We start from the raw sequence: 19616 nt of genomic DNA, 5'->3' as shown, positions 1-19616 counted from the left end.
TGTGCAATGCCGTCGCGCTGGTCCCTTGAGCGCTGTACCGGGCTTGCGATATACTCCTGACCCTATGTTTGCCGCCCACACGTTCGCCCTGAACATTGCACCCGCCGCCACGGCCGGTGTGGCTGCGCGCGCAACCATCACCAAAACCACGACCATTAAGGGCTGACTCAGCCTGGTTCGTCGTGCGCCCCTCCTGGCCTGACGAGCCAGGCGAGCAGTCCGGTCTGGCACTGTTTCTCAATCTGAAAGGGCGTTGAAATGAGCAAGTTGGTAGGTTTGGTCGGCTGGCGCGGCATGGTCGGCTCGGTGTTGATGGATCGCATGGCCGAAGAAAATGACTTCGACCTGATCGAGCCATTGTTCTTCTCCACCTCCAACGCGGGCGGCAAGGCCCCTGCGGTGGCCAGGAACGAGACCACGCTGCAGGACGCGTTCAACATCGACGCCTTGAAGCGCTGCGACATCATCATCACCGCCCAGGGCGGCGAGTACACCTCCGAAGTCTTCCCCAAGCTGCGCGCTGCGGGCTGGAACGGTCACTGGATCGACGCAGCCTCCACGCTGCGCATGGAAAAGGACGCCGTCATCATCCTCGACCCGGTGAACCTGCCCGTCATCCAGGATGCCCTGGCCAAGGGCGGCAAGAACTGGGTCGGCGGCAACTGCACCGTGAGCTGCATGCTGATGGGCGTGGGCGCACTGTACAAGGCCGGCCTCGTCGAGTGGATGAGCACCCAGACCTACCAGGCCGCCAGCGGCGGCGGCGCCCAGCACATGCGCGAACTGCTCACGCAGTACGGCACGCTGAACGCCGAGGTGAAGTCCCTGCTGGACGACCCCAAGAGCGCCATCCTGGAGATCGACCGCAAGGTCATCGCCAAGCAGCGCGCCCTCTCCGGTGCCGAGACGGCCAACTTCGGCGTGCCGCTGGGCGGCTCGCTGATCCCCTGGATCGACAAGGACCTGGGCAACGGCATGTCCAAGGAAGAGTGGAAGGGCATGGCCGAGACCAACAAGATCCTGGGCCAGGGCGAAGGCTTCAACGCCCCCGCCATCCCGGTGGACGGTTTCTGCGTGCGCGTGGGCGCCATGCGCTGCCACAGTCAGGCCCTGACCTTCAAGCTCAAGAAGGACGTGCCCGTGGCCGACATCGAGGCCATGATCGCCGCCGACAACGAGTGGGTGAAGGTGGTGCCCAACACGCGCGAGGCCACCATCAAGGACCTGACGCCCGTGGCCGTCACCGGCACCATGACCATCCCCGTGGGCCGCGTGCGCAAGCTGGCCATGGGCCCCGAGTACGTGGGCGCCTTCACCATCGGCGACCAGTTGCTCTGGGGTGCCGCCGAACCCCTGCGCCGCATGCTGCGCATCCTGCTGGCAGCGTAAACTACGCCCCGGCAAGCCCCGTAAAAGCGCGCGCAATGCAGATTGCGCGCGCTTTTTTGTGCCCAGCAGCCTGACACACCCAGTTACGTGACGTTGGCAATTGGCAACATCTGAATGCCCCAATCTGGTGCATGGACACCAGGGGCAAAGCTTCCGCGCCACCTCAGCTTGTCAGTGCAAAACATTGATGCTATGGTGCTTTTTACATATTTTCACGCGCCGGGGCGGGACCAGACCATGAGAAAAACAGCACCGCTCGACCGAGCCGCACAACCCAATCAGTTGATGGCAAACATGCATCGTTGGAAATTTTCTGTGCTGGCGGCTGCGGCCGTGGCCACTGCCGGGCTCTACGCCACCGATGCGTCCGCGCTCGCGCTGGGCCGCATCACCGTGCAATCCGCCTTGGGCGAGCCCCTGCGCGCCGAGATCGACCTGCCGCAGATCACCCCTGCGGAGGCAGAAACCCTGAAGGCCAGCACCGCCACGCCGGAGGTGTTCCGCGCCCAGGGCATGGAGTACTCGCCCACCATGAACAACCTGCAGGTGCAACTGCAACGCCGTGCCGATGGCTCGGCCGTGCTGCGCCTGTCCAGCGACCGCCCGGTGAACGACCCCTTCGTCGACCTGGTGCTCGATGCGTCCTGGGGCTCGGGCCGCCTGGTGCGCAGCTACACCATGCTGTTCGACCCGCCCGCCATGCGCCGCCCGGCGCCAGCGGTCACGGCATCCCCGCAGATCAGCTCTCCCGCTTCACGCCCCGAGGTTCCGCCCGCCGTCGCCGGGCGCTCTTCGAATGCTGCATCGGCACCCGCCGCCACGCCCCGTGCACCCGCCGCCCCCCGCGCCACGCCCGCCGAAGGCAGCGTGACCGTGCAGGCCGGCGACACGGCGGGCCGCATTGCCAATGCCAACCGCCAGGGCGGTGTCTCGCTCGACCAGATGCTGGTGGCCATGCAGCGCGCCAACCCGGACGCCTTCATCGGCGGCAACATCAACCGCATCAGGGCCGGCGCCGTGCTGCAGATCCCTGACCAGGCCACGGCCCAGGCCACGCCTGCGCCCGAAGCCCGCCAGATCCTGGCAGCGCAGAGCCGTGACTTCGGCGCCTTCCGCCGCAAGCTGGCCGAATCCGCCCCCTCCGCCACCGTCGCATCGGCCGAGCGTTCGGCCAAGGGCTCTGTGCAGACCCGGGTGGAAGACAGCAAGCCCGCCACAACGGCGCCCGACAAGCTCACGCTGTCCAAGGGCTCGGTCAAGGGCCAGAAGGCCGCAGAAGACCAGTTGGCCAAGGACAAGCAGGCCAGCGACGCATCGGCCCGCATGGCCGAACTGTCCAAGAACATCAGCGACCTGAACAAGCTCGGCGCCGCATCGGCCGCAGCACCTTCGACGCCAGCCACGCCTGCAGCACCGGCAACCGCTCCTGCAGCGGCAGTCCCCGCAGCCAGCACGGCCCAGGTGGCCGTGCCCGGCGTTCCCGCCACGCCTGCCGCCCCAGAAGCCCCACCGGCAATGGCGGCCTCCGAACCCACCAGCAGTGCATCGGCCGAGGCCAGCGCAGCCCCTGCGTCGGACGCGGCTCCTGCCGCCCCCGCAGCCCCCGCCTCCAAGCCCATCGTGCTGCCGCCACCCACACCGGTGGCAGAACCCGGCTTCTTCGACGGCCTGCTGGACGACCCGCTGATTCCCCTGGCCGGTGGCGGCCTGCTGGCCTTGCTGCTGGGCTATGGCGCCTACCGCGTGATCCAGCGCCGCCGCAACAATGCGGGCGTGGACAGCTCGTTCCTCGAAAGCCGCATCCAGCCCGATTCGTTCTTCGGCGCCAGTGGCGGCCAGCGCGTGGACACGGCCAACAGCGAGATGACCACCGGTTCGTCCATGGCCTACTCGCCCAGCCAGCTCGATGCTGGCGGTGACGTGGACCCCGTGGCCGAAGCCGACGTGTACCTGGCCTATGGCCGCGACCTGCAGGCCGAGGAAATCCTCAAGGAAGCCATCCGCCACAACCCGGCGCGCGTGTCCGTGCACGTGAAGCTGGCCGAGATCTATGCCAAGCGCCAGGACCGCAAGGCCCTGGAGTCGGTGGCCGGCGAAGTGTTCAAGCTCACGCAGGGCGAAGGTCCCGACTGGGCGCGCATCGTCGACCTGGGCCGCGGCATCGAGCCAGAGAACCCGCTGTACCAGCCCGGCGGCCGCCCCGGCATGGTGGAGGACGAGAACCCATCGGTTCCCGGCGCATTCGTCAGCACCTTCTCGGGCGCTCCCGTGGCCTCCGCCGCCCTGCCGCCCGATCTGGACCTGGACCTCGACCTCGATCTGCCCGACGACGCACTCACCGATGCACCACCCGCGCCTCCCGGTGGGTTTGCCGCAGCGGCTGCAGCCGCCACCGCGGCAGCGCCTGCTCCGCGCGCACCGCAACGCACGGAGCCCGTGCTGTCCAGTGAAGATTTCGACCTGCCTGACCTGACGGGCGATGCCGCGTGGAATGCGCCCGCACCAGCCCCCACGCCAGCGCCTGCAGGCCGTTCAGCGCCCAACGACGAACTCACCATGGCGCCCACCGGCCCCATGCCGCTGGCCGAAGCCCAGGACTCCGGTCCGATGGACTTCGATCTGGGCGAGCTGTCGCTGGACCTGACGGCACCCTCCAAGCCCATGGCCGCTCCCGCCTCGCGCGAAGCGGAAATCCCCACGGCCGCCGTGCCCATCTCGGAAGACGATGGCTCGGCCGCCGCCCAGGACGACCCACTGGCCACCAAGCTGGCACTGGCCGAAGAGTTCAACGCCATCGGCGACACCGACGGTGCCCGCACACTGATCGAAGAGGTCGTGGCCGAATCGAGCGGCGCCCTGCGCACCCGCGCCCAGCGCATGCTGGTCGAACTGGGCTGATGCGCTCGGCTGCCACGGCCCTGAGCTACCCCACCCCCGCCCAGGCCCGCCCATGAGGGTGGCCCTGGGTGTCAGTTACAACGGCCAGCCCTACAGCGGCTGGCAAAGCCAGCTGTCGGGCAACACCATCCAGGACAAGCTGGAGGCGGCCCTGGCGCGCTTTGCCACGCACCGCGTGAGCACCCTGTGCGCCGGCCGCACGGATGCGGGGGTGCACGGCCTGATGCAGGTGGTGCATTTCGATACCCCCCTGAACCGGCCACCCTCCTCCTGGGTGCGCGGCACCAACACCTTTCTGCCCCCCGACATTGCGGTGCAATGGGCCAGCCATGTGCCCGACAGCTTTCACTCGCGTGGCAGCGCCGTGGCGCGCCGCTATGCCTATGTGCTGCTGCAGTCGCCCGTGCGCCCGAGCGTGGACACCGGGCGCGTCGGCTGGGTCTACCACCCCCTGGACCATGCGGCCATGCGCCAGGCCGCAGACCACCTGCTGGGCGAGCACGACTTCACCTCGTTCCGCGCCTCGGCTTGCCAGGCCAAGTCGCCGGTGAAGACACTGTCGCGCATCGACATCACGCAGCGTGGCCTGGGCGAGCCACATCCCGAGCTGGGCTGGAGCCCCTGCTACTGGCGCTTCGAGTTCGAGGCGAATGCCTTCTTGCACCACATGATCCGCAACCTCATGGGCTGCCTGGTGGCGATCGGCCGGGGCGACCAGCCGCCCGGGTGGATAGAGCAGGTGCTGCAGGCACGCTCGCGCGACGCCGCGGCGCCCACCTTCTCGCCTGACGGGCTGTACTTCCAGGGACCGGTCTACGACGCCGCGTGGGGCCTGCCCCAACGCACGGCTGCGTATGATTGGCTCCTATGAGCACTTCATCGCCTTCCCACACCACGCCCCTGCCTGCCGCCCGCACCCGCATCAAGATCTGCGGACTGACGCGTGAACAGGACGTGGACGCCGCCGTGGCGGCAGGTGCCGATGCCATCGGCTTCGTGCTGTTCGCCCAGAGTGCGCGCGCCGTCACGGCAGCGCGCGCTGCCGAGCTGGCGCGGCGCCTGCCGCCCTTTGTCACGCCAGTGCTGCTGTTCGTGAATGCCAGCACCGAGGAGGTGGTGGCCGCCACCGCGCAGATTGCCGGCGCCACCGTGCAATTCCATGGCGACGAAACGCCTGAGCAATGCCAGGCAGCCACCGGAGGCGGTGCCCGACCCTACCTGCGCGCTGCCCGAATACCCCTGGGCCCGGATGCGGCACAATTCGACCTCGTAAAATACGCACACGATTTTTCAAACGCCCAGGCCATCCTGCTCGACGCCCATGTCGAGGGGTACGGCGGCGGCGGCAAGGCATTCAATTGGTCACTCCTTCCACCAAGCGTCGGCTCTCACCTCGTTTTGTCTGGTGGACTCACGCCTGCAAACGTGACCGATGGCATTTTGCAAGTACGCCCGCGTTGCACCACGCTGGCGGTTGATGTCAGTTCCGGCGTCGAGGCCCATGGGCCCGATGGAAGCCTCCTGAGGGGCATCAAGGACGCCGAAAAAATCCATCGCTTCGTTGCCGCCGTGCGTGCGGCCGATGCACAACTTGCAAAGAATCCCCATGAGTTCCTATCAGCAACCTGATCCTTCGGGCCATTTCGGCTCCTACGGCGGCAGCTTCGTCAGCGAGACGCTGACCCACGCGATCAACGAACTGCGCGAGGCCTACGCCCGTTACCAGCACGACCCCGAGTTCCTGGCCGAGTTCCAGTACGAGCTCAAGCACTTCGTGGGCCGGCCCTCGCCCGTCTACCACGCCGCGCGCACCAGCCGCGACCTGGGCGGCGCGCAGATCTACCTGAAGCGCGAAGACCTCAACCACACCGGTGCCCACAAGATCAACAACGTGATCGGCCAGGCCATGCTGGCCCGGCGCATGGGCAAGCCGCGCATCATTGCCGAGACCGGCGCGGGCCAGCACGGCGTGGCCACGGCCACCATCTGCGCGCGCTACGGCCTCGAATGCGTGGTCTACATGGGCTCGGAGGACGTCAAGCGCCAGAGCCCCAATGTCTACCGCATGAAGCTTCTGGGCGCCACCGTGGTGCCGGTGGAGTCGGGCAGCAAGACGCTCAAGGACGCCCTGAACGAAGCCATGCGCGACTGGGTGGCCAATGTGGACAACACCTTCTACATCATCGGCACGGTGGCGGGCCCGCACCCCTACCCGATGATGGTGCGCGACTTCCAGAGCGTGATCGGCACGGAATGCCTCACGCAGATGCCCTCGATGCTGGCCGAACAGAAGGTGCAGGGCGAGCAGCCCGATGCCGTGATCGCCTGCGTGGGCGGCGGCAGCAATGCCATGGGCATCTTCCACCCCTACATTCCGTTCGAGAAGACGCGCCTGATCGGCGTGGAAGCGGCCGGCGAGGGCCTGGACAGCGGCAAGCACTCGGCATCGCTGCAGCGCGGCAGCTCGGGCGTACTGCACGGCAACCGCACCTTCATCCTGCAGGACGCCAACGGCCAGATCACCGAGACGCACAGCATCAGCGCAGGCCTGGACTACCCCGGCGTGGGCCCCGAGCACGCCTGGCTGCAGGAGATCGGCCGCGCCGAGTACGTCGGCATCACCGACAAGGAAGCGCTGCAAGCCTTTCACCACCTGTGCCGGGTGGAGGGCATCATCCCCGCGCTCGAATCGAGCCACGCCCTGGCCTATGCCATGAAGCTGGCCCCGACCATGCGCGCCGACCAGTCCATCCTGGTCAACCTGTCCGGGCGCGGCGACAAGGACATCGGCACGGTGGCCGACCTGTCGGGCGAAGATTTCTACGACCGCCCCTCCATGCGCGGACTGTCCGTGAAGGGTGCAGAGGCCAAGCCATGAACCGCATCAGCACCACTTTCGACCAATTGAAGGCGCAGGGCCGCAAGGCCCTGGTGCCCTATGTCACCGCCGGTTTCCCGTTCGCCGACATCACCCCGGCCCTCATGCACGGCATGGTGGAGGCGGGCGCCGACGTGATCGAGCTGGGCGTGCCCTTTTCCGACCCCATGGCCGACGGCCCGGTGATCCAGAAGGCGGGCGAAAAGGCCCTGGCCCTCGGGATCGGCATGGCCCAGGTGCTCGACCACGTGCGCGACTTCCGCAAGCGCAACACCACCACCCCGGTGGTGCTCATGGGCTATGCCAACCCTGTGGAGCGCTATGACCAGGTGCATGGCGCGGGCGCCTTCGTGCGCGACGCGGCAGCGGCCGGTGTGGACGGCGTGCTTGTGGTGGACTACCCGCCCGAGGAATGCGAGGCCTTTGCCGCCAGCCTGCGCGCGCACGGCATGGACCTGATCTTCCTCTTGGCGCCCACCAGCACCGACGAGCGCATGGCCCAGGTGGCGCGCGTGGCCAGCGGCTATGTGTACTACGTGTCGCTCAAGGGCGTGACCGGATCGGGCGCGCTGGATACCGCTGCCGTGGAGCAGATGCTGCCGCGCATCCGCCAGCATGTGCAGATCCCCGTGGGCGTGGGCTTCGGCATCCGCGATGCCGCCACGGCCCAGGCCATCGGCAAGGTGGCCGACGCCGTGGTAATCGGTACGCGCATCATCCAGCTGATCGAGGACCAGCCGCACGAGAAGGTCGTCCCCATCACGGTCGACTTCCTGCGCGGGATCCGCAAGGCACTCGACGCATAATGTGGGCCTTGGCGCCCGCCCTCTCCGGCGGGCGCCCACTATGGTTGCACACACGGTTGTGTCTTTTCGCGTCCTGCCCTGGTGGTCCTGGATCGGTCGAAATGGCCTGAAACCCTGTCATTGACGAGGAAAACACATGTCCTGGCTTGAAAAACTCCTGCCCGCCAAAATCCAGCAAACCGACCCGACCGAGCGCCGCCAGGTGCCCGAGGGCCTGTGGATCAAGTGCCCGAGCTGCGAAACGGTGCTCTACAAGTCCGACCTGGAGCACAACCAGAACGTCTGCCCGCACTGCAGCCACCACCACCGCATCGGTGCACGGGCGCGCCTGGACTCCTTCCTGGACCCCGAAGGCCGCTACGAGATCGGCCAGGAAGTGCTGCCTGTGGATGCGCTGAAGTTCAAGGACAGCCGCAAGTACCCCGAGCGCCTCAAGGAGGCGCTGGAGAACACGGGGGAGACCGATGCCCTCATCGTCATGGGTGGTGCGGTCAAAAGCATCAACGTGGTGGTCGCCTGCTTCGAATTCGACTTCATGGGCGGCTCCATGGGCTCGGTGGTGGGCGAGCGCTTCGTGCGCGGCGTGGAGACCGCCATCGAGCAGAAGGTGCCCTTCCTGTGCTTTACCGCCACCGGCGGTGCGCGCATGCAGGAAGGCTTGCTGTCGCTGATGCAGATGGCCAAGACCAATGCCTCGCTGACACGCCTGGCCAAGAAGGGCCTGCCCTACATCAGCGTGCTGACCGACCCGACCATGGGCGGTGTGAGCGCCGGCTTCGCCTTCGTGGGCGACATCGTGATTGCCGAACCCAAGGCCCTGATCGGCTTTGCCGGCCCGCGCGTGATCGAATCCACCGTGCGCGTGACCCTGCCCGAAGGCTTCCAGCGCGCCGAGTTCCTGCAGACCAAGGGCGCCGTAGATTTCATTTGCGACCGCCGCGAGCTGCGCAATACCGTGGCCAGCAGCCTGGCCATGCTGCAGCGCCTGCCCGCAGACGCCGTGGTGTAAGCACGCAACAATCCGACAGGCATGCCTTGGCATGCCCCATGAAAAAAGCGCCTGTCGAAAGACCAGGCGCTTTTTTGCTCTGCGGGCCCAGTCAGCGCATCACGTTGGCTTGCAGGTTGGCCAGCACAATCATCAGCACCTGCAGCAGCACCAGCACCACCAGCGGCGACAGATCCACCCCGCCCAGCAGGGGAATCACCTTCTGGAACGGTCGCAGCACGGGGGCGCACAGGCGCCACACCACATCGGACAGCGGCGAGCGGGCGGAGATCCAGGACATCACCGCATGCACGATGAGCAGGCCCATGAGCCCCGACACCGCGACCTTGGCCAGGCCAAAAAGCACCAGCCAGGGCAGCCAGGCCCAGGCGGCGGCCGCGCCGACGAGCAGCAGGAACAGCACGTACTGCAGCACCTGGAACAGGACCGCCGCCACCAGGCTGGACAGGTCCCACTTGCCCACCGGGGGGATCAGCTTGCGCAGGGGCAGGATGATCCAGTCGGTGAGCGCAAAGACCAGCCCGCCGATGGGGTTGCCAAACGGCACGCGCTGCAACTGCATGTACAGGCGCAAAAGACAGGCGCCCGTGAGCAGGCCACCGACGACATCGAGCAGGAAGGAAGCGATCTGGAAGAACATGGGAGCGGCAAAAAGGAAAGCGGGCGGTGCGAAAGCAGCCCGCGCCATGGGATGATAGCGGGCGAAGAACCTGCCTTATGACACAACCCCTTTCACTGTCATCTTTGCCCCTTTTCCCTCTGGGTTCCGTCCTCTTTCCCGAGGGCCTGCTGGCCCTGCGCGTGTTCGAGGTGCGCTACCTGGACATGGTGCGCAAATGCCACCAGATGGGCGCCCCCTTCGGTGTGGTGTCCCTCACCCAGGGCCACGAGGTGCGCCAGGCAGGCGAACAGGAGGAGCAGTTCAGCGAGATCGGCACCCTGGCCGTCATCGACCAACTCGACACGCCCCAGCCCGGGCTCATCACCCTGCAGTGCCGGGGCAGCCAGCGCTTTCGCATCGTGCAGCGCAGCCACCTGGTGCACGGCCTGTGGATTGCCGACGTGACGCACCTCGATCCCGACATGTCGGTGCCCGTGCCCGACGACCTGAAAAAGGCGTCGCAGGCCCTGGCGCAGGTGCTCAACACCCTGCAGCAGCGCGACCCGGACAGCCCCGGCGCGCTGGTGCCTACTGCCGCCCAGCTCGACGACTGCGGCTGGGTGGCCAACCGCTGGTGCGAGCTGCTGCCCGTGCCGCTGGAGCTCAAGCAGCGCCTGATGGAACTGGACAACCCCCTGGTGCGGTTGGAGCTCGTGGGCGACGTGCTGGAACGCACGGGCATCGCGCAGTGACCCGCGGATCCGGCAAAGCGGCCAGCCCGTGCTGAGCAACGTTCTGGAGTGGCCCCGCCCGGTCAAGCGGCTGGTGGTGGTGGCGCTGGACATCGCCATGGGCCTGTTCGCCATGTGGCTGGCCTTCACCCTGCGGCTGGACGTGCTGCACTGGCCCGAAGGCATGCAGTGGCTGGCCTATGCCCTGGCACCCGTGCTGGCCTTCCCCATCTTCGTGAACCTGGGGCTGTACCGCGCCATCTTCCGCTACACCGGCATCACGGCCCTGGTCACCACCGGCAAGGCCGTGGCGATCTACGGGGCGCTGCTGTTCGCCATCCTGATGGCGGGCCAGTGGGTCGGCATCCCGCGCAGCGTGGGCATTCTTCAGCCGGTGATCTTTCTGCTGCTGGTGGGCGCCAGCCGCTCGCTGGGCTGGATGTGGCTGGCCGGGCAGACCACCAAGGCCCCGCACCGGCTGCTGATCTACGGCGCCGGTACGGCAGGCGCCCAGACGGCGGCAGGGCTGGTGAGCGCGCGCAACTACGTGCTCGAGGCCTTTGCCGACGACGACCGCGCCAAAGTGGGCCGCAGCATCAACGGCGTGCGGGTGTATGCACCCATCGCGCTGGCCGAGGTGGTGAAACGCTTTGGCATCACCGACGTGCTGCTGGCCCTGCCCAGCGTGCCGCGCCAGCGCCGCCACCAGATCATCGAGAACCTGCGCTCGCTGCCCGTGCGCATACGCACCATCCCCGGTCTCACGGACCTGGCCAGTGGCCGTGTGACGGTGACCGACTTCCAGGACCTGGACCTGGAAGACCTGCTGGGCCGCGAGCCGGTGGAGCCCGACCCCGAGCTGCTGGGCCGCCACATCCGCGGCCAGGCGGTGATGGTCACGGGCGCGGGCGGCAGCATCGGCAGCGAGCTGTGCCGCCAGATCGCGCGCGAAGGCGCGGCGCGCCTGCTGCTGGTGGACCACAGCGAGTTCGCGCTCTACAGCATCCACCAGGAGCTGCAGGCCATCGTGCAGCAGGAAGCCATGGCCTGCGAGCTGGTGCCGCTGCTGGCCAGCGTGAGCCACGCACAGCACATGCTCGACCTGTGCCAGGCGCACCGCCCGCGCACCATCTACCACGCGGCCGCCTACAAGCACGTGCCCATGGTGGAGGCCAACGCGGGCGAAGGCATCCGCAACAACGCCTTCGGCACGCTGAACATGGTGCGCGCGGCCATGGACAGTGGCGTGGAAAACTTCGTGCTCGTCTCCACCGACAAGGCAGTGCGCCCCACCAACGTGATGGGGGCCAGCAAGCGCGTGGCGGAACTGGTGCTGCAGGCGGTGGCGTCCTGCACCCGCCAGCCCGATTCGCAGGGCGGCACACCGCGCACTCGTTTTTCCATGGTGCGCTTCGGCAACGTGCTGGGCTCCAGCGGCAGCGTGATCCCGCTGTTCCGCAGCCAGATCGCGGCGGGTGGCCCCGTCACGGTGACGCACCCGGACGTGACACGCTATTTCATGACCATCCCCGAGGCCGCGCAACTGGTGCTGCAGGCCGGCGCCATGGCGCAGGGCGGCGAGGTCTTCGTGCTGGACATGGGCGCGCCCATCCCCATCCTGGAGCTGGCGCAGCGCATGATCGCGCTGTCGGGCCTGAGCGTGCGCGCACCGGGGCACCCAGAGGGTGACATCGAGATCGTCTTCACCGGCCTGCGGCCGGGCGAAAAGCTCTATGAAGAATTGCTGATCGGCGATGGCGCAGAGCCCACACCGCACCCGCGCATCCTGCGTGCCCATGAGGAACACCTCGCTTGGGATGTGCTGGAGAGCCGCCTGCAGGCGTTGGAGCGTGCCATCCACCAGGCGGACGGCGCCGCCATGATGGTCCTGCTGCACGAACTGGTGCCGGGCTTCCACCAGGAGCCCCAGCAGGCCTGACATGAAGCACCCCCTGAGTCGCTTCGCGCCTTCCCCCTCTCTCAGTTTGCTTCGCAATCTGGGAGGGGGACGCCCCCGGTGCACGCAAGCGAAGCGCCGCATTCGCGGCGGGGCGGCCCTTGCACGGGGGCACTGGCATTGTGCGTGCCAGTTTCGTGGGCCGCAGGTGGCGCGCAGTGCCATGGATCACTGACGTGAGCTCCACCCTGCTGCGCGCCACGGCGACCTTGCTGACCGGCAGTGTGGTGGCCCATGCGCTGCCCTTGCTGCTGGGCCCGGCGCTGACGCGCCTGTACACGCCGGCCGAATTCGGCCAGTTCGCGCTGCTGTGGGCCCTGGCCACCAATGTCGCGGTGATCGGCTGTGCGCGCTACGAATTCGCGCTACCACTGGAAAAAGCCGAGCCGGGCGCGGCCGAGCTCATGGCGTTGTGCGCGCGCCTGCTGCTGCTGGTCACGGCCGGTACGGTGGTGGCCGGCGGCGTGGTGGCGGCCATGCAGGGCATGCCGCTGGCCTGGGCCCTGCCGCTGGCCGTGCTGTCCATCGCGGCCACGCAGTGGCTCACGCTGTGGGCCACGCGCTCACAGCGCTTTGGCCTGCTGTCCATTGCGCGCCTGGTGCAGCATGGCGGCGGTGCCGTGCTGCAGCTGGCGCTGGGCCTGCTCAAGCTGGGCGCAGCCGGGCTGCTGGCCGGTGCGGTGGCCGCAGGGCTGGTGGCTGCGGCGGCCCTGGCCAGGCCGGCACCTGCCGGGGGCTGGGCGGTGCTGTGGCGCACACCCTGGGCATCGCTGCGGGCCATGGCCGCGAAGCACCGCGATTTCCCGCTGCTCAATACGCCGCATGCCTTCATCGGTGCGCTGCAGGACACGCTGACGCTCATCGCCGTCGCGGCCTGGGCGGGCGATGCGGCGGCGGGCCTGTGGGCGCTGTCGCTGCGCTACCTCAAGGCGCCGGCCACCTTGCTGGGCGGCGCCCTGTCGCAGGCGCTGTACCCGCAGCTGTTGCAGGCCCCCAGCGCGGCACAGGCCCGCACCCTGGTGCGCAAGAGCATGCTGGCGCTGGCGGCCATCGCGCTGCCGATGGCCGCGGTGCTGATGCTCTGGGGGCCCTGGCTTTTCACCACCGCGTTCGGTGCGCAGTGGAGCGAGGCCGGCCCGCTGGTGCGCGCAATTGCGCCCTACATCGCCCTGCACTTCATCGCCTCGCCGCTGTCGGTGACCACGCTGGCCTGGCGCGCACAGGCCTGGGCGCTCAAGCTGGCGCTGGTGGGACAATTGGCCTTCTTTGCCGGGCTGCTGGCCGGGCTGGCCCTGGGCGGCCTGGAAGGCGCGGCCTGGGGCATCTCGGCATCCATGCTGCCCTACTTCGCCTACTACTTTCTCACCCTTGCGCACTGGAAAAACATCCCCGATGAAAGCCTGGCTTAACCGCGCACGGCGCCGGATCTGGCAGGCGCTGATGTACCGCATGGTGTTCGGCGAGCGCACGCCTGCAGGCGTGCTGCTGGCGCACACGCGCATTGCACCCAGCACCTGCATCGAGGGCGGGCACGGCCTCACGCTGGCAGACCATGTGTTCATCGGCCAGTTCAACTTTCTCGACGCCACGGCGGGCCTCACCATCGACGAGGGCGTGCAGATCACCAATTTCGTGAGCATCGTCACGCACAGCTCGCACCGTTCCATCCGGCTGCTCGGGCGCGGCTACGCCACCCATGCGGGCGGCGAGATGCCCGGCTATGTGAAAGCGGCCGTGCACATCGGCGCCTACACCTTCGTGGGGCCACACAGCCTGATCGAGGCGGGCACGCGCATCGGCCGGGGCGCGCTGATCTGCGCCTACTCGCAGGTACGCGGAGAGGTGCCGGCGTTTGCCGTGATGGCGGGCGCGCCTGCGCGCCAGGTCGGTGACGTGCGCACGGCGGATGCGGCGCTGCTGGCGCAGTTCCCCGAATGGGCCGAACACTACCGTGCCTGGGCGGGGGAGTTGCCCCAGGCCTTGGAGGCAAGAACCCATGGCTGAAGCAAACAGGCATCTGTGCCTGCTGGGCGATGCCACCAGCCCGCACATCCAGCGCTGGGCGGTGGAAATGCGCGCGCGTGGCTACCGGGTATCGCTGGTCACAGCCCGCCCGGCCCCCATCGAGGGGGTGGAGCAGAAGGTGCTGGCGCCCGTGCGCCGCTCGACCGACTGGCTGCTGCGCGTGGGGCAGGCGCGCCGCTTTGTACAGGCCCTGGCGCCCGACATCGTGCACGCGCACTACATCACCTCCTACGGCTACCTGGCCGCGCGCTGCGGCCGCCATCCGCTGGTGATGACGGCCTGGGGCAGCGACCTGCTGGTGACGCCGCAAAAAAACACGCTGATGCGCTGGCTGACGGGCTGGAGCCTGCGCCGGGCCGACCTGATCACCGGTGACTCGCAAAGCCTGATCGATGCGGCCAAGGCCTATGGCCCTGCCTGCCCCGTGCAGGAGATCCACTGGGGTGTGGACCTGGCGCGCTTTGCGCCCGCGCCCTGGGCCGCCAAGACCGGCCTGCAGATCGTGAGCCTGCGCTCCTGGGAGCCCAACTACAACATCGACACCATCGTCGAAGCCGTGGCCACCCTGGTGGCACGCCATCCCGAGGCAGGGGTGCAACTGCACCTGCTGGGCGGAGGATCGATGGAAGCAGCGCTGCGCGCACTGGTAACCGCCAGGGGGATGGAAAGGCACGTGGTTTTTCACGGACGGCTGGACGATGCGGGCATGGCGCGGGTGCTGGCGCAGTGCAAGCTGTCGGCCTCGGTACCGACGAGCGACGCGACCTCGGTCTCGGTGCTCGAGAGCATGGCCTGCGGGCTGGCCGTGGTGGCCAGCGACCTGGATGCCAACCGCGCCTGGCTGGACGCCAGCCTGCTGGTGCCACCACGCGATGCGGCGGCGCTGGCGCGCTGCCTGGAAACCCTGGCCGCCGACGATGCCCGGATGCAGCGCCATGGACAGGAGAATGTGAAGCGCATTGCGCGCGACGGCGACCGCGCCGTACAGATGGACACGATGGATCGACTTTACCGAGAACGGATGGGCACCCCATGAGCCGGCCCCAGGACACCCCGGCATGGGTCAGCGTGATCGCGCCCTGCCGCAACGAGGCGGGGCACATCGCCGCATTCTGCGACAGTGCGCTGGCGCAGGTGCTACCGCCCGGCTGGCAGATGGAAGTGCTGGTGGCCGATGGCTGCAGCGACGACGGCACGCGCGAATTGCTGGTCGCGCGCAGCACACAGGACGCGCGGCTGCAGTGGGTGGACAACCCCGGGCGCATCGTCTCCACCGGCCTCAACGCCTGCATTGCACGCGCCCGTGGCGAAGTCATCGTGCGCCTGGACATCCATACCCGGTTCGCGCCCGACTATGTGGCGCGCTGCATCGAAACCTTGCAACGCAGCGGTGCCGACAATGTGGGTGGCCCCTGGGTGGCCGAAGGCACGGGGCCCATGGGCCGGGCCGTGGCCGCCGCCTTCCAGTGCCGCTGGGTGGTGGGTGGCGCGCGCTCGCGCGACACGCAGCACGATGGCGAGGTGGACACGGTCTACCTGGGCTGCTGGCCGCGTGCCGTGTTCGAGCGCATCGGCGGTTTCGATGAAGCCCTGGTGCGCAACCAGGACGACGAGCACAACCTGCGCCTGCGCCTGGCGGGCGGGCGCATCTGGCAAAGCCCGCTGATCCATTCGCTCTACCACCCACGCAATTCGCTGCGCCATTTGTTCGCACAGCAGCGGCAATACGGCTACTGGCGCCCCTTCGTGATGCGCAAGCACGGGCAGGCCGGCTCGGTTCGGCAACTGGTGCCGGCGGCCTTCGTGGCCGTGCTCGGCCTGTTCGCGCTGTGTCTGCCCTGGACCGTGCTGCCGCTGGCGGCACTGATCGCGCTGTATGCGGCTTACGTGACTTTGGCATCGGTGTCGGCCGCGCGCAGCGCAGGCCGCTGGCAATTGCTGGCGCGGCTGCCGGTGGTGATCGCGGCTTACCATGTGGCCTATGGCCTGGGCACCTGGCGCGGCCTGTGGGACGTGCTGCGCGCGCGTGCACCGTCGGCCCGGTTCGCCCGGATCACGCGATGAGCGACCCCACCGAGCCCCAGGCCGTGCAGGCGCGCTATGCGCGCCGCGATGCCGCGCAGGACGCGCGGCACTACCGGCTGCTGACCAGCGCCTCTGCCCTGCAGGCGCAGCAGGAGCGCCTGCGCGCCATGGTGCGTTTGTGGAGTGCGCATGGCTGGACGGACCTCGCGGACAAATCCATCACCGAGGTGGGCTGTGGCAGCGGAGGCAACCTGCAGGACCTGTTGCGCCTGGGTGCCAGCCCCGCACGCCTGCAGGGGCTGGAGCTGATCGGCGAACGTGCCGCGCAGGCACGCGGCATCTTGCCCAGCGCCGTGCGCATCACCGAAGGCGATGCCACGCTGGCGCCCGTGGCCGAGGGCAGCCAGCACACGGTGCTGGCCTTCACACTGTTCAGCTCGTTGCTGGACCCGGCGTTCCGCCAGCACATGGCCGACGTGCTGTGGCGCTGGGTGGCACCGGGCGGCGGTGTGCTGGTCTACGATTTCATCGTGGACAATCCCCGCAACCCGGATGTGCGCGGTGTGCCCCTGGCCGAGCTGCACCGGCTGTTTTCCAGGGCGCAGGTGCAGTCGCGGCGGATCACGCTGGCCCCGCCGATTGCGCGCAGGCTGCCTGCGGCCTGCATCGGGCCTGCATCCGCCCTGCTCTACCCGCTGCGCACCCACCGACTGACCTGGCTGGCCAGGCCGGCTTGACCGTTGGCATCCCCGTTCCGCACTGAGTCACGTTCCATGAAAATCACCGTCATCGGCACCGGCTATGTAGGCCTTGTCACCGGGGCCTGTCTCTCGGAGATGGGCAACCACGTGGTGTGCCTGGACCTCGATGCGCGCAGGATCGCATCGCTGAACCAGGGCCAGTTGCCCATCCATGAGCCGGGCCTGCTGGACGTGGTGCTGCGCAACGCGCGCAGCGGCCGCCTGGAGTTCACCACCGACATCGACCACGCCGTGGCGCATGGCCTGCTGCAGTTCATCGCCGTGGGCACGCCCCCGAGCGAAGACGGCTCGGCCGACCTGCAGCATGTGCTGGCGGCAGCGCGATCGATCGCCGAGCGCATGGCGGGCTACAAGCTCATCGTCAACAAGAGCACGGTGCCCGTGGGCACGGCCGACCAGGTGCGCGACGCTGTGGCCGCCGTACTGTCCTCCCGCGGTGCGCAGCCGGAATTTGCGGTGGTATCGAACCCCGAGTTCCTCAAGGAAGGCAGTGCGGTGCAGGACTTCATGCGGCCTGACCGCGTGATCCTGGGCACCCAGGATGAGCGCGCCACCGAACTCATGCGTGCGGTGTATGCGCCCTTCATGCGCAACCGCGACCGCCTGGTGGTGATGGACGTTCGCAGTGCCGAGTTCACCAAGTACGCGGCCAATGCCATGCTGGCCACGCGCATCAGCTTCATGAACGAGCTGGCGCTGCTGGCCGAGAAGCTGGGCGCCGACATCGAGAACGTGCGCACCGGCATCGGCATGGACCCGCGCATCGGCACGCATTTCCTCTACGCCGGCACGGGCTACGGCGGATCGTGCTTTCCCAAGGACGTCACGGCCCTGATCCGGACGGCACAGGATGCCGGGCAGGACCTGCAGATCCTGCAGGCCGTGAAGGCCGTGAACGAGCGCCAGAAGCAGGTGCTGGCCGACAAGATCGTCGCCCGCTTCGGCGCCGACCTCGCGGGCCGGCGCTTCGCGCTCTGGGGCCTGGCCTTCAAGCCCGGCACCGACGACATGCGCGAGGCGCCGAGCCTGGCCATCATCGAACGGCTGCTGGCCCTGGGTGCCGAGGTCGTTGCCTACGACCCGCAGGCCATGGACCAGGCGCGCCAGGCCCTGGGCGAACGCACAGGCCTTTCTTTCGTGCAATTGGCCGATGCAGCGCTGCAAGGCGCAGACGCGCTCGTCATCGCCACCGAGTGGAAGGAGTTCCGCAGCCCGGACTTCGCCCACCTGGCCGCCACGCTGCGCGAACGCGTGGTGTTCGACGGCCGCAATCTCTTCGAGCCCGCCGAGCTGCGCGCCGCAGGGCTGGAATACCACGCCATCGGCCGTGGCGCTGTCCCGACCACCCCCTTGCCAGACCACCATGCCGAACGCTGAAACCACCGCCCTGCCCTTCCTCCCCTTTGCCCGCCCGGATATCGGCGATGCCGAGGTGAACGCCGTTGCCGAGGCCATGCGCTCGGGCTGGGTCACCACCGGCCCGCAAACCCGGGCCTTCGAGCAAGCCTTCACCGACTACCTGGGCGGCGGCGTGGACAGCCTGGCCGTGAGCTCGGCCACCGCGGGCCTGCATCTGGCCCTGGAAGCCCTGGGCATCGGCCCTGGCGACGAAGTGATCGCCCCCACGCTGACCTTCACGGCGACCACCGAGGTAGTGCGCTACCTTGGGGCCGACCCGGTGCTGGTGGACGTCGACCCGGTGACGCTGAACATGGACCCGGCACTGGTGCGTGCCGCGATCACCCCGCGCACCAAGGCCATCATGCCGGTGCACTATGGCGGCCTGGCCTGCGACATGGACACGATCCTGGCCGTAGCCCAGGAGCATGGCCTCAAGGTGGTGGAAGATGCCGCCCATGCCCTGCCCACGACCTGGAGGGGGACGCTGGTGGGCCAACTGGCCTCCGACGTGACGGTGTTCAGCTTCTACGCCAACAAGACCATCACCACCGGCGAAGGCGGCATGGCTGTGACACGCGACCCCGAGCTCGCCAAGCGCATGCGCGTGATGCGCCTGCACGGCATGAACCGCGATGCCTTCGACCGCTTCACCTCCAAGACGCCCGCCTGGTACTACGAGGTGGTGGCGCCGGGCTTCAAGTACAACATGACCGACGTGGCTGCGGCCATGGGTGTGCAGCAACTGGCGCGCCTGCCGGCCTTCGTGCAGCGGCGCCAGTACCTGGCACAGCGCTACCACGCGGCGCTGGCAGGCTTGCCGCTGGTGCTGCCGGCCGAGGCGCCGATGGGCGACGTGCATGCCTGGCACCTGTATGTGATCCGCCTGGCTCCGGGTGCACGCCTGTCGCGCGATGCGCTGGTGCAGGGCCTGTCGGACATGGGGATCGGCACCAGCGTGCACTACGTGCCGCTGCACCGCCACCCCTACTGGCGCGACCGCTACCAGCTCGCGCCTGAGATGTTTCCCCAAGCCGATGCGGCCTACCAGGCCATGGTGAGCATTCCGCTGTTCACGGCCATGACCGACGCCGACCAGGACCGCGTGATCGCGGCCCTGCAGACCCTGCTGGGATGA

Annotated in this window: 17 protein-coding genes; 16 read left to right on the top strand and 1 reads right to left on the bottom strand. The window is 68.3% G+C overall.

Annotated features, from left to right (window positions below):
• Positions 1 to 258: 258 nt before the first annotated feature.
• The 7 genes from asd to accD all read left to right on the top strand — a co-directional run bounded on the left by asd (position 259) and on the right by accD (position 8980).
• The gene (gene asd / locus ASE31_RS13570) at positions 259 to 1389 is read left to right on the top strand and encodes an aspartate-semialdehyde dehydrogenase (protein WP_057202133.1); all 1131 of its coding nucleotides are present in this window, start codon (positions 259 to 261) and stop codon (positions 1387 to 1389) included.
• Between the two features lie 294 nt (positions 1390 to 1683).
• Positions 1684 to 4287, top strand: coding sequence for a FimV/HubP family polar landmark protein (locus ASE31_RS13565; RefSeq protein WP_235514444.1), 2604 nt, complete (start codon positions 1684 to 1686; stop codon positions 4285 to 4287).
• A 52-nt stretch (positions 4288 to 4339) separates the two neighbouring features.
• A complete protein-coding gene (gene truA / locus ASE31_RS13560) occupies positions 4340 to 5158 on the top strand; it encodes a tRNA pseudouridine(38-40) synthase TruA (protein ID WP_057202131.1) in 819 nt (272 codons plus the stop codon).
• Positions 5155 to 5916: a phosphoribosylanthranilate isomerase gene (locus tag ASE31_RS13555; RefSeq protein ID WP_057202130.1), complete on the top strand. Its 762-nt coding sequence runs from the start codon at positions 5155 to 5157 to the stop codon at positions 5914 to 5916. The genes truA and ASE31_RS13555 overlap by 4 nt, the downstream gene beginning before the upstream one ends.
• Positions 5894 to 7165, top strand: a complete 1272-nt coding sequence (gene trpB, locus ASE31_RS13550) for a tryptophan synthase subunit beta (RefSeq protein ID WP_057202129.1) — start codon at positions 5894 to 5896, stop codon at positions 7163 to 7165. The genes ASE31_RS13555 and trpB overlap by 23 nt, the downstream gene beginning before the upstream one ends.
• Entirely contained in the window at positions 7162 to 7971 is an 810-nt protein-coding gene (gene trpA, locus ASE31_RS13545) for a tryptophan synthase subunit alpha (protein ID WP_057202128.1), read from the top strand. Before trpB ends, trpA begins: the two co-directional genes overlap by 4 nt.
• Positions 7972 to 8107: 136 nt before the next feature.
• Positions 8108 to 8980, top strand: a complete 873-nt coding sequence (gene accD, locus ASE31_RS13540) for an acetyl-CoA carboxylase, carboxyltransferase subunit beta (RefSeq protein ID WP_057202127.1) — start codon at positions 8108 to 8110, stop codon at positions 8978 to 8980.
• Positions 8981 to 9071: 91 nt separating this feature from the next.
• On the opposite strand, the gene ASE31_RS13535 is transcribed toward accD, so the two are convergent.
• Positions 9072 to 9620 (bottom strand): YggT family protein, encoded by a 549-nt coding sequence (locus ASE31_RS13535; protein ID WP_057202561.1) that lies wholly within the window; start codon positions 9618 to 9620, stop codon positions 9072 to 9074.
• Positions 9621 to 9697: 77 nt separating this feature from the next.
• Between ASE31_RS13535 and ASE31_RS13530 the strand changes: the two genes are divergently transcribed.
• The 9 genes from ASE31_RS13530 to ASE31_RS13490 all read left to right on the top strand — a co-directional run bounded on the left by ASE31_RS13530 (position 9698) and on the right by ASE31_RS13490 (position 19616).
• Positions 9698 to 10333 carry an LON peptidase substrate-binding domain-containing protein gene (locus ASE31_RS13530; RefSeq protein WP_057202126.1) on the top strand — a complete coding sequence of 212 codons (636 nt, stop codon included), beginning with the start codon at positions 9698 to 9700 and terminating at the stop codon, positions 10331 to 10333.
• A gap of 28 nt (positions 10334 to 10361) precedes the next feature.
• Positions 10362 to 12251 (top strand): nucleoside-diphosphate sugar epimerase/dehydratase, encoded by a 1890-nt coding sequence (locus tag ASE31_RS13525; protein ID WP_057202125.1) that lies wholly within the window; start codon positions 10362 to 10364, stop codon positions 12249 to 12251.
• Between the two features lie 194 nt (positions 12252 to 12445).
• A complete protein-coding gene (locus tag ASE31_RS13520; RefSeq protein ID WP_057202124.1) occupies positions 12446 to 13678 on the top strand; it encodes a lipopolysaccharide biosynthesis protein in 1233 nt (410 codons plus the stop codon).
• Positions 13662 to 14273 carry an acyltransferase gene (locus tag ASE31_RS13515; protein ID WP_057202123.1) on the top strand — a complete coding sequence of 204 codons (612 nt, stop codon included), beginning with the start codon at positions 13662 to 13664 and terminating at the stop codon, positions 14271 to 14273. The genes ASE31_RS13520 and ASE31_RS13515 overlap by 17 nt, the downstream gene beginning before the upstream one ends.
• A complete protein-coding gene (locus ASE31_RS13510; RefSeq protein WP_057202122.1) occupies positions 14266 to 15330 on the top strand; it encodes a glycosyltransferase in 1065 nt (354 codons plus the stop codon). The genes ASE31_RS13515 and ASE31_RS13510 overlap by 8 nt, the downstream gene beginning before the upstream one ends.
• Positions 15327 to 16358: a glycosyltransferase family 2 protein gene (locus tag ASE31_RS13505; protein ID WP_057202121.1), complete on the top strand. Its 1032-nt coding sequence runs from the start codon at positions 15327 to 15329 to the stop codon at positions 16356 to 16358. Before ASE31_RS13510 ends, ASE31_RS13505 begins: the two co-directional genes overlap by 4 nt.
• Positions 16355 to 17056: a methyltransferase domain-containing protein gene (locus ASE31_RS13500; protein ID WP_057202120.1), complete on the top strand. Its 702-nt coding sequence runs from the start codon at positions 16355 to 16357 to the stop codon at positions 17054 to 17056. The genes ASE31_RS13505 and ASE31_RS13500 overlap by 4 nt, the downstream gene beginning before the upstream one ends.
• Positions 17057 to 17092: 36 nt before the next feature.
• On the top strand, positions 17093 to 18457 hold the full coding sequence (locus tag ASE31_RS13495; protein ID WP_057202119.1) for a UDP-glucose/GDP-mannose dehydrogenase family protein: 1365 nt from the start codon (positions 17093 to 17095) through the stop codon (positions 18455 to 18457).
• Positions 18444 to 19616 (top strand): DegT/DnrJ/EryC1/StrS aminotransferase family protein, encoded by a 1173-nt coding sequence (locus ASE31_RS13490; RefSeq protein ID WP_057202118.1) that lies wholly within the window; start codon positions 18444 to 18446, stop codon positions 19614 to 19616. The genes ASE31_RS13495 and ASE31_RS13490 overlap by 14 nt, the downstream gene beginning before the upstream one ends.

It is taken from the genome of Acidovorax sp. Root217, from assembly GCF_001428645.1.
GTDB lineage: Bacteria > Pseudomonadota > Gammaproteobacteria > Burkholderiales > Burkholderiaceae_C > Acidovorax.
The sequence above is the reverse complement of the archived record's forward strand: the minus strand, read 5'-3'. Positions and strand labels throughout refer to the sequence as shown.

Excerpts from the sequence above, each read along its gene's own strand:
- asd (WP_057202133.1), top strand. The coding sequence starts at position 259 with ATGAGCAAGTTGGTAGGTTTGGTCGGCTGGCGCGGCATGGTCGGCTCG.
- ASE31_RS13565 (WP_235514444.1), top strand. The coding sequence starts at position 1,684 with ATGCATCGTTGGAAATTTTCTGTGCTGGCGGCTGCGGCCGTGGCCACT.
- truA (WP_057202131.1), top strand. The coding sequence starts at position 4,340 with ATGAGGGTGGCCCTGGGTGTCAGTTACAACGGCCAGCCCTACAGCGGC.
- ASE31_RS13555 (WP_057202130.1), top strand. The coding sequence starts at position 5,155 with ATGAGCACTTCATCGCCTTCCCACACCACGCCCCTGCCTGCCGCCCGC.
- trpB (WP_057202129.1), top strand. The coding sequence starts at position 5,894 with ATGAGTTCCTATCAGCAACCTGATCCTTCGGGCCATTTCGGCTCCTAC.
- trpA (WP_057202128.1), top strand. The coding sequence starts at position 7,162 with ATGAACCGCATCAGCACCACTTTCGACCAATTGAAGGCGCAGGGCCGC.
- accD (WP_057202127.1), top strand. The coding sequence starts at position 8,108 with ATGTCCTGGCTTGAAAAACTCCTGCCCGCCAAAATCCAGCAAACCGAC.
- ASE31_RS13535 (WP_057202561.1), bottom strand. The coding sequence starts at position 9,620 with ATGTTCTTCCAGATCGCTTCCTTCCTGCTCGATGTCGTCGGTGGCCTG.
- ASE31_RS13530 (WP_057202126.1), top strand. The coding sequence starts at position 9,698 with ATGACACAACCCCTTTCACTGTCATCTTTGCCCCTTTTCCCTCTGGGT.
- ASE31_RS13515 (WP_057202123.1), top strand. The coding sequence starts at position 13,662 with ATGAAAGCCTGGCTTAACCGCGCACGGCGCCGGATCTGGCAGGCGCTG.
- ASE31_RS13510 (WP_057202122.1), top strand. The coding sequence starts at position 14,266 with ATGGCTGAAGCAAACAGGCATCTGTGCCTGCTGGGCGATGCCACCAGC.
- ASE31_RS13505 (WP_057202121.1), top strand. The coding sequence starts at position 15,327 with ATGAGCCGGCCCCAGGACACCCCGGCATGGGTCAGCGTGATCGCGCCC.
- ASE31_RS13500 (WP_057202120.1), top strand. The coding sequence starts at position 16,355 with ATGAGCGACCCCACCGAGCCCCAGGCCGTGCAGGCGCGCTATGCGCGC.
- ASE31_RS13495 (WP_057202119.1), top strand. The coding sequence starts at position 17,093 with ATGAAAATCACCGTCATCGGCACCGGCTATGTAGGCCTTGTCACCGGG.
- ASE31_RS13490 (WP_057202118.1), top strand. The coding sequence starts at position 18,444 with ATGCCGAACGCTGAAACCACCGCCCTGCCCTTCCTCCCCTTTGCCCGC.